Genomic DNA, 6,952 nt, shown 5'->3' on the forward strand with positions numbered 1-6,952 from the left:
CCTCGTCGGCCGCTTGATGCTTTGGCAAGCCGACGTCGGTGGTCCCTGACACACTGCTGGAACGCGGGATGGAAGGGAGAGGCCAGTGCTGCCAGACGACCCAGCAGACTTGATCCTTGGCAAGACGTACGGCTCGGAGGGAACCGCTCAGCGCTATCTGTGCGCATTGTTGATCAGTGGCTCTTCGTACGGGTATCACAAGTCTTGGGCACTAACGGAGCGAGGTGCTCGGTTTGTCGCTGGCCTGTACTCGCGGAAGTTCGGTAACCCACCACCCGGCCTGCCGCAGTTCTGGAATGAGATGAATCTGCGGGCCGTAGGGGCCCACGACGAGCAAGCGGTCGACTATGGGTTCATCTGGCCGGAGGTCCATTTCTTGGTCGAGTTGAAGACCCTAGGCAGTTCGCATCGCCCGGGCCAACTCACCGAGTACCTCGTGAGAGCACGCCATCACAACCCCGGCCCAAGCATTGACCTGCTGTACCTCACCCAGCCGATGGCGGCTGCAATCCCCGATGACATGCCGGAGCGTTGCCGCTTCGCGCACCTCACTTGGCTCGAAGCTATGGAAGTTGCCAACGAGGTATGGGCCGACTCAACGGATCCGAGAGAGGTACGCTGCCTGGCGCTGCTGAGGGAACACTTGGACCGAGAAGGGGCGTTGGCTGCAGGGCCGACCCCGACGAAGAGGACCACGGCAGGTGAGGCCGCAACGGCCAATGACTTGCCCGAGGAGTGGGAGCAAGTTCTTCATGGGGCCGTCCTAGCAGCCGCCCAGGCAGCCGCGGGCAGAAGGACCGCCGTCGATGTTCCGGAAGCGCTGGTGACCGATAGCGCCATTGCTGCCCGTCTGCGCCAAGTCAGGGGGCTGCTTGAGGACCGCATCGACGGAGACGCTCGACTCGCTGGAGTGAAGGTCTGGGAGTGGACGTCGCGAACTGGTGGACGCGCCTACACCGAGGTCGGCGAGCGCGTCGGAGTAGAGCTGCGGCTCACGCCACCGAGTACCCGCACTCCTGTCTGAGGCCAACAACTTGGGCGCCGACCAAAGGTGCGTCACACCGCCGCGAGCCGGCCCTGTTCGATCGTCCAGTGCGGCCGATGCGTGCCGGGTGTCATTTATGTGAGAGCTGTTCTTGCGATCCGCCATCTCGACGTTCAACAGACGTTCACCCCGAAGGTGCGGCGTCTATGGTCGCAACCGTGGTGGACACCGAGGTGGTCGTGGTGGGTGGAGGGCTCGCGGGCCTCCGCTGCGGATGGCGGCTTGCGGAGGCGGGCCGCTCGGTCGTCGTCGTCGAGGCGGCGCAGGCAGTCGGCGGCCGCGAGCGCACCGACACGGTAGATGGTTTCCTCCTTGACCGAGGGTTCCAGGTGCTCAACCCGGCGTACCCGGCGGTTCGCCGGTGGGTGGACCTCGATGCCCTTGAGCTGCGGCCCTTCGGTGCCGGAGTGCTCGTCCGCCGCGAGCGCGGCCTCACCGAGCTGTCGCATCCGCTGCGGAACCCGGCGGGTCTGTTGGCGACGTTGCGTAGCGGACTGCTCACCCCTCGGGGTGTGGCCGCCATGGTGCGCTGGGTGGGGCCGGCGCTGGCCGCCCCGCGCCGTGTGGTCGACGGCCCGGATCGGTCGTTGAGCGAGGGCCTGGACCGCGTGGGGCTGGCTGGCCCGCTGCGCGATGAGGTCATCGAGCCCTTCCTCGCTGGGGTGCTCGCCGAGGACCGGGGAGAGACCTCGGAGGCCTTTGCGAAGCTGCTTGTGCGGATGTTCGCGCTGGGTGTGCCTGGCTTGCCGGCACGCGGCATCCGGGCGCTGCCCGAGCAGTTGGCTGCCGCGGCCGTGCGGGCCGGGGCCGACCTCCGGCTGGGCGAGGCGGTCGTCGAGGTGAGCGGCGGGGTGTCCAGCGCGGTCCTCCGACTGGCCGGTGGCGAGCGTTTGGCGGCTCGCGCGGCCGTGGTGGCGGTCGGCCCGGAGGCCGTGGGCGGGCTGCTCGAGGTGCCGCCGCTGCGGACCCGGGGCCTGCAGACGTGGTGGTTCGCGGCGGGCGAGCCCCCGACGGCATCGACCATGATTGCGGTCGACGGCCGGCGCCGAGGGCCGGTCGTCAACACTGCGGTGATGACGAATTGCGCTCCGGAGCTGGCGCCGCCGGGTCGGCACCTCGTGCAGGCCACCTGCCTCCTGCCGGCCTCGGCAGACGCGGCCGCGACAGAGGCGCAGGTGCGTCGGCAGGTGGGCGAGATCTACGGCGTCGACACCTCGGGGTGGCAGCTGGTGCACCGCCACGACATCCGGCACGCACTGCCGGCCCAACCGCCCCCGCTGCGCACGACGTCGCCGGCACGGGTCTCGCCGTCGGTCTACGTGTGCGGCGACCACTGTGACACCGCGTCGATCCAGGGGGCGCTCGTCTCCGGACACCGCGTCGCCGGTGCTGTGCTTGCGGACCTCGCGTCGGCATGATGGCGCGCCGCCGCGTTGGCCGCCAGCGGTGCGGGAAATCGCCGCGTGCCGGCCTCTGGATGTGGGTATCGCCTGCGAGGTTTTCCCATGGACTGGGGATGTCGTCGAGGCGTCGGTCCGACCGCGCCGCGCCGTTCGCGCCGTAGCGCTTGTTGCGATAGTTGCGTTCGCGGCCGTACCGGCGGTCCGATAACCGGTCGTCGAGTGGTGGATTGGACAAGGCAGACTAGGTGACTTTTCGCCTCGAACAACTTCTTCGCCCTGTCGCGCCGTCTGTGACACCAACGGGCTGAGCCTCGCTCGCAAGGTCTTTCCTTGGCGAGGTCGAGCTAGCCCACTCCGCCGCAAGTCGGTCCCGCTCCGTCGATTGTGAGGTGGGTGCACCCGCAGAGTGGCCGCGCAGGGCAGATCAGTTGATATTGAGGCCGAAGGTGCGAGTCAGCAGCTTGTTCTTCCAGTAGGACTCGATCTGCTCGATCGTGGCGTCGGGGGTGTTCTCGTCGACTACCTCAAGCACCGACACCTGGTATCGACGTCGGCCATCGGATGCGGATCTCCGGAGGCCGACGTTTCCGCCATGCCCGTCGGTCGCGTACTGGACCCAGCGGCCATACAGGCTGTCTGCGCCCTTGGCCGATCCGACGTACTGCTGTCCGGAATCTAGGTCGACCAGAAGGTATACACCTTTGACGCTGCGAAGGACCTGCTGCCAGCCGTTTGGGAGTGTAGGGATGTCGTTGATGGGCCTCACGAATTCACGGAAGCCGGGGAAACGAGGTTCATACTGCTCGGCGATCTCGACTACTGGCTTGGGTTGCTTCACTGCGCGCTGTACCCAGCTCCTCGTCCCAGCGCCCCAGTCGATGACGACTCGGTCGATGTAGTCGACCAAGAGGTCCGTGAGGGTCAGGTCGTAGCGGAAGTGCCCAGTGATATCGAGGCTGAGAAGCTCGTCAGTGCTACCAAGCGGGCAGAGATCGACCGAGTTGACGCGGTAGATCCCGACGAAGACCGTCTTCTGCGCCTCAGTGACGACGAACTCAGCGAGTAAGCCGCCGATCGGAAACCTGTCCTTGCTCTGCACGCTCTGGTAGCTCTCGAACCTTGAACGGTCGTTCCGCCAGGCTTCGTACATCCGACCGCGCCCCAGCCTGCCGTCCTGATGCCTGACCAAGCGCACCTCATTGCTGTCGATCGCTTCAAGAGACAGTAGATCGTTGAACGTCAGCAAGGTTCATCTCCAAAGTCGCTACCCCTGCGACAGCCAACCACGGGGCTCTCCAAGTTCCGTCAGCCATATCTACGTCAACCAGCCGCGTGTCCAAACGGGTTACACGAGCTGTGGCGTCAGCCGACCTCTTCTATAACGCTTGCGGCCTGGCGGTCGGAACCGTCGCCTTGATCCGGGCCGTCCTGTGACGAGTAGTCGGTGGACACCAAGCTGGACGGCTGGATCGGCTCGCGCTCCTCCGAAACGGTGGGGCTCTCCGGGCGGAGCTTGGGCGGGGTCGCGGACCAGGTCTTCAAGTCGCCAAGGACGTTTGCGTAGAAGGCGTCGACTGCAGTGAGAACAGAGTCGATGAAAGCCCCACGGCCGCGGCCACGCTTGGTCCCCAACGGGCTGGTCAGCGCCACTCGGAACGATCGGATCTCCTTGGCGGGATCGCTCACAAGCAGGCCCGGGTTTTCGCGCACCGCCCGCAGCAACTCAGCGCTGGACGAACCGCGAGAGTGCGCGGTCATGCACTCGATGCGGGTGGTCTCGGGGGCGTTCTTCAACTGACGGATGAGCCAGTTGACCCGGGTGGTGGGTCGCCCTTCGCGTGGGGCATCGATGTCTACGTGACAGGTGATCTGGCCGGCGCGGAGGTCAGCGGTGATGACCAGATGACCCGCGGTGTCCGGGACCCGGATCGTGCCGGACAGCTGCCCGGTGCCTGCCAACTGCTGGGTCAGCGCGGACGCTCTCAGTGAAGGGTCGGCCAGCTCCTTGCGAGACAGGACGGGGACGACCTCGGTGCCCAGACGACGTCCCAGGCTCAGGCTGGTGAATCGCAGGAGAGCATCGAAGCGGGACACCACGGTTGGGAGGTTCTTGTCGGTTGCTCGCAGCGTGGCGGTGGCGACAGCGTCGCGGACCCCGGTCCAGGACTCGCCCATGTCATCGAACTCGAGCGCTCCACTTCGGGTGTGCTCGAGGTAGCGGATGAGCTCCCCCAGGATCCACGCCTGGTCCGGGTCCGCGACGCCACGGAACTCCTTCTGCATGACCGCCTCGGCGAGCACCTGCGACCAGGAAAGATGGCGCAGCTCGACCTTCCGGAGCTTGCGCTTGTCCACCTTGGTCGGGTGCTGTCCGGCGATGGCGGGAATCTCGTTGCTGATCGTCAGGAGTGCGTCGAATCCCTGCTCACGAGCCACGTCGAGGTAGTTCTCGAGCTGCTCGGTCGTGAGCTCATTGCTTCCGGTCTTGACCTCTACCAGTGCGGTCCATGTCTTAGTGCCTCGCGAAACCCTGATGAGACCGTCCGGGAAGACCTTCTTCTCGCCGAGCATGAAGGGCACTTCGATGTAGCACTCCACCGCTCCGGCGGGCGCCCCCAGCGGCTTCAGAAGAGCGCGATTGAACTCCTTGACCGCGCCAAGAACAGCCAACAGTGCCGATGTCGCTCGACGCTCTTGCTCCTCCGCCCCGTTGATGCCTGACGTTGGGATGAGGCGCGCTTCGTGCCAGGACTGCTCGGCCATGTGGTGATGCCCCCGGTTGGTGCGAGTGTGATTTGCGCACCGTACCGACTCTTACCGTGAATGACTTGCACCTTTGCCGTAACGGCTACACATCGCAATGAGACTCGACAGGGTTCGATGCGCCCTCGGCCGATCGGCGACCCGGGCAATGGTTGGTGATGGGCCCGCTGGAGTCGGGTGCAAGTGAGGCTCAAGAACCCGCCGTCACTGTCGTGGACAACAGCTCACACCGTCCACGACAGGAGTCACCGATGTCTGTCCCCGCCCACCCCACGATCCTCGTTCTCGGCTCGACTGGCCTCATGGGCCGCGAGGTCGTTCGGTCGCTCAACGGGCGCGGCGTCAGCCCGCGAGTGCTCGTTCGCGACCCGGGCCGTCTCCGCCCCACGGACCGCGTCGAGATCCACCGAGGCGACCTCCGCGACCCCGCCTCCCTCCGCGAAGCCATGCGAGGCGTCGACGCCGTCTTCCACATCTCCCCGCACGAGGCCGACGAGGTCGAGCTGACCCGCACCGCCCTCGACGCCGTCGAGGCCGAAGGCGCCCGCCTCGTCTTCTCCGGAATCCACATCGACGCCTCCAACCGCCTCGCCAAGTGGGTCATGCGCACCGTCTACGGTCGACTCCTCCCGCGCTACCGCGGCAAGATCGCCATCGGCCATCTCGTCGAGACCTCGAACACCAACCCGGTCATGCTCGGCGTCGGCAATTTCATGCAGTGCGACGAGGTCCTCCTCGACGTCATCCGCGACGGCCAGTTCGTCCTCCCGACCCACCCGAAGGGCCTCAACCGCGTCGACCTGCGCGACCTCGGAGACATCGCCGCCAACGTCCTGCTCGACCCGACCGTCCCCTCCGGCGCCTACCCCGTCTGCGGCCCACGCTCCCTCACCGGCCAAGAGTGCGCCGCCACGTGGTCCGACGCCCTCGGCACACCTGTCGAGTACGTCGGCGATGACGACGCGGCCATCGACGCCGCCCTCACCGCCCACCTCACCGCCTACCGCCTCGAGGACTGGAAGTCGTCCTTCAAGGCCCTGCGCGGCTTCGCCGTGAAGACCAAGCAGTCCGAGCTCGACGCCACGACGAGACTTCTCGGTCACCCACCGACCGACTTCACCGAGTTCGTCCGCCGCATCGTTGACGAGCACGGACTCGCGCCGACGACGCACACGGGAGCGGACGGCATACCGGCCGCTTCGCAGACGGAAGGGGCACTGCGATGAAGCAGCTCGACCTCCCCGGCCAGACGCACGTCGCCGAGGGCCCGCTCGACCACACCGGCATGTACGTCATGCACCACGCCTTCCGCCGCGACCTCGCGCGGTTCGCTGCAGCCGCGACCGCGACACCGCTCGGCGACCTGGACACCTGGGCCGCCCTCAGCGCGAGGTGGGACCGGTTCTGCCACGTCCTCCACGAGCACCACCACGCCGAGGACACGCACTACTGGCCCGTCCTCCACGCAGCCGTCAGCGCTCGCGGCACCGACTCTGACCGCGCGGAGGTCACCGCGATGAGCGACGAGCACGCCGAAATCGACCCCGCCCTCGCCGCCCTCACCACCGCCTGGCGCGCCATGGCCGACCACCCCTGCGACGACCACCGCCACGCCCTCGAGATCCGCCTCGCCGGCCTGCGCGAGCTCCTCGGCGCCCACCTCGAGCACGAGGAGACCGTCGTCCTGCCGCTCGTCCAGCGCGTCATGAACGAGGACGAGATGGCCGGCGTCGAGCTCGCG

The 6,952-nt window shown here is 66.9% G+C and carries 6 protein-coding genes; 4 read left to right on the top strand and 2 right to left on the bottom strand.

The features are described 5' to 3' along the window. Window positions 1-85 precede the first annotated feature (85 nt). Both N798_RS07325 and N798_RS07330 read left to right on the top strand, forming a co-directional pair. A complete protein-coding gene (locus tag N798_RS07325; RefSeq protein WP_156971654.1) occupies window positions 86-1,024 on the top strand; it encodes a hypothetical protein in 939 nt (312 codons plus the stop codon). A 179-nt stretch (window positions 1,025-1,203) separates the two neighbouring features. After that, entirely contained in the window at window positions 1,204-2,463 is a 1,260-nt protein-coding gene (locus N798_RS07330) for an FAD-dependent oxidoreductase (protein ID WP_229708895.1), read from the top strand. Between the two features lie 409 nt (window positions 2,464-2,872). On the opposite strand, the gene N798_RS07335 is transcribed toward N798_RS07330, so the two are convergent. Beyond that, the gene (locus N798_RS07335) at window positions 2,873-3,694 is read right to left on the bottom strand and encodes a GIY-YIG nuclease family protein (RefSeq protein WP_035947443.1); all 822 of its coding nucleotides are present in this window, start codon (window positions 3,692-3,694) and stop codon (window positions 2,873-2,875) included. Between the two features lie 116 nt (window positions 3,695-3,810). After that, window positions 3,811-5,211, bottom strand: a complete 1,401-nt coding sequence (locus N798_RS07340) for a hypothetical protein (RefSeq protein WP_035947444.1) — start codon at window positions 5,209-5,211, stop codon at window positions 3,811-3,813. A gap of 251 nt (window positions 5,212-5,462) precedes the next feature. On the opposite strand from N798_RS07340, the gene N798_RS07345 reads away from it, so the two are divergent. Beyond that, a complete protein-coding gene (locus N798_RS07345; RefSeq protein WP_035947445.1) occupies window positions 5,463-6,437 on the top strand; it encodes an SDR family oxidoreductase in 975 nt (324 codons plus the stop codon). Continuing rightward, the coding region (locus N798_RS07350) for a hemerythrin domain-containing protein (RefSeq protein ID WP_052117027.1) at window positions 6,434-6,952 on the top strand (519 nt) is incomplete at its 3' end. The genes N798_RS07345 and N798_RS07350, both read left to right, overlap by 4 nt.

Source organism: Knoellia flava TL1 (assembly GCF_000768675.1).
GTDB lineage: Bacteria > Actinomycetota > Actinomycetes > Actinomycetales > Dermatophilaceae > Knoellia > Knoellia flava.

Coding starts and splice junctions, on each gene's coding strand:
- N798_RS07345 (WP_035947445.1), top strand. CDS start 5,463: ATGTCTGTCCCCGCCCACCCCACGATCCTCGTTCTCGGCTCGACTGGC.
- N798_RS07340 (WP_035947444.1), bottom strand. CDS start 5,211: ATGGCCGAGCAGTCCTGGCACGAAGCGCGCCTCATCCCAACGTCAGGC.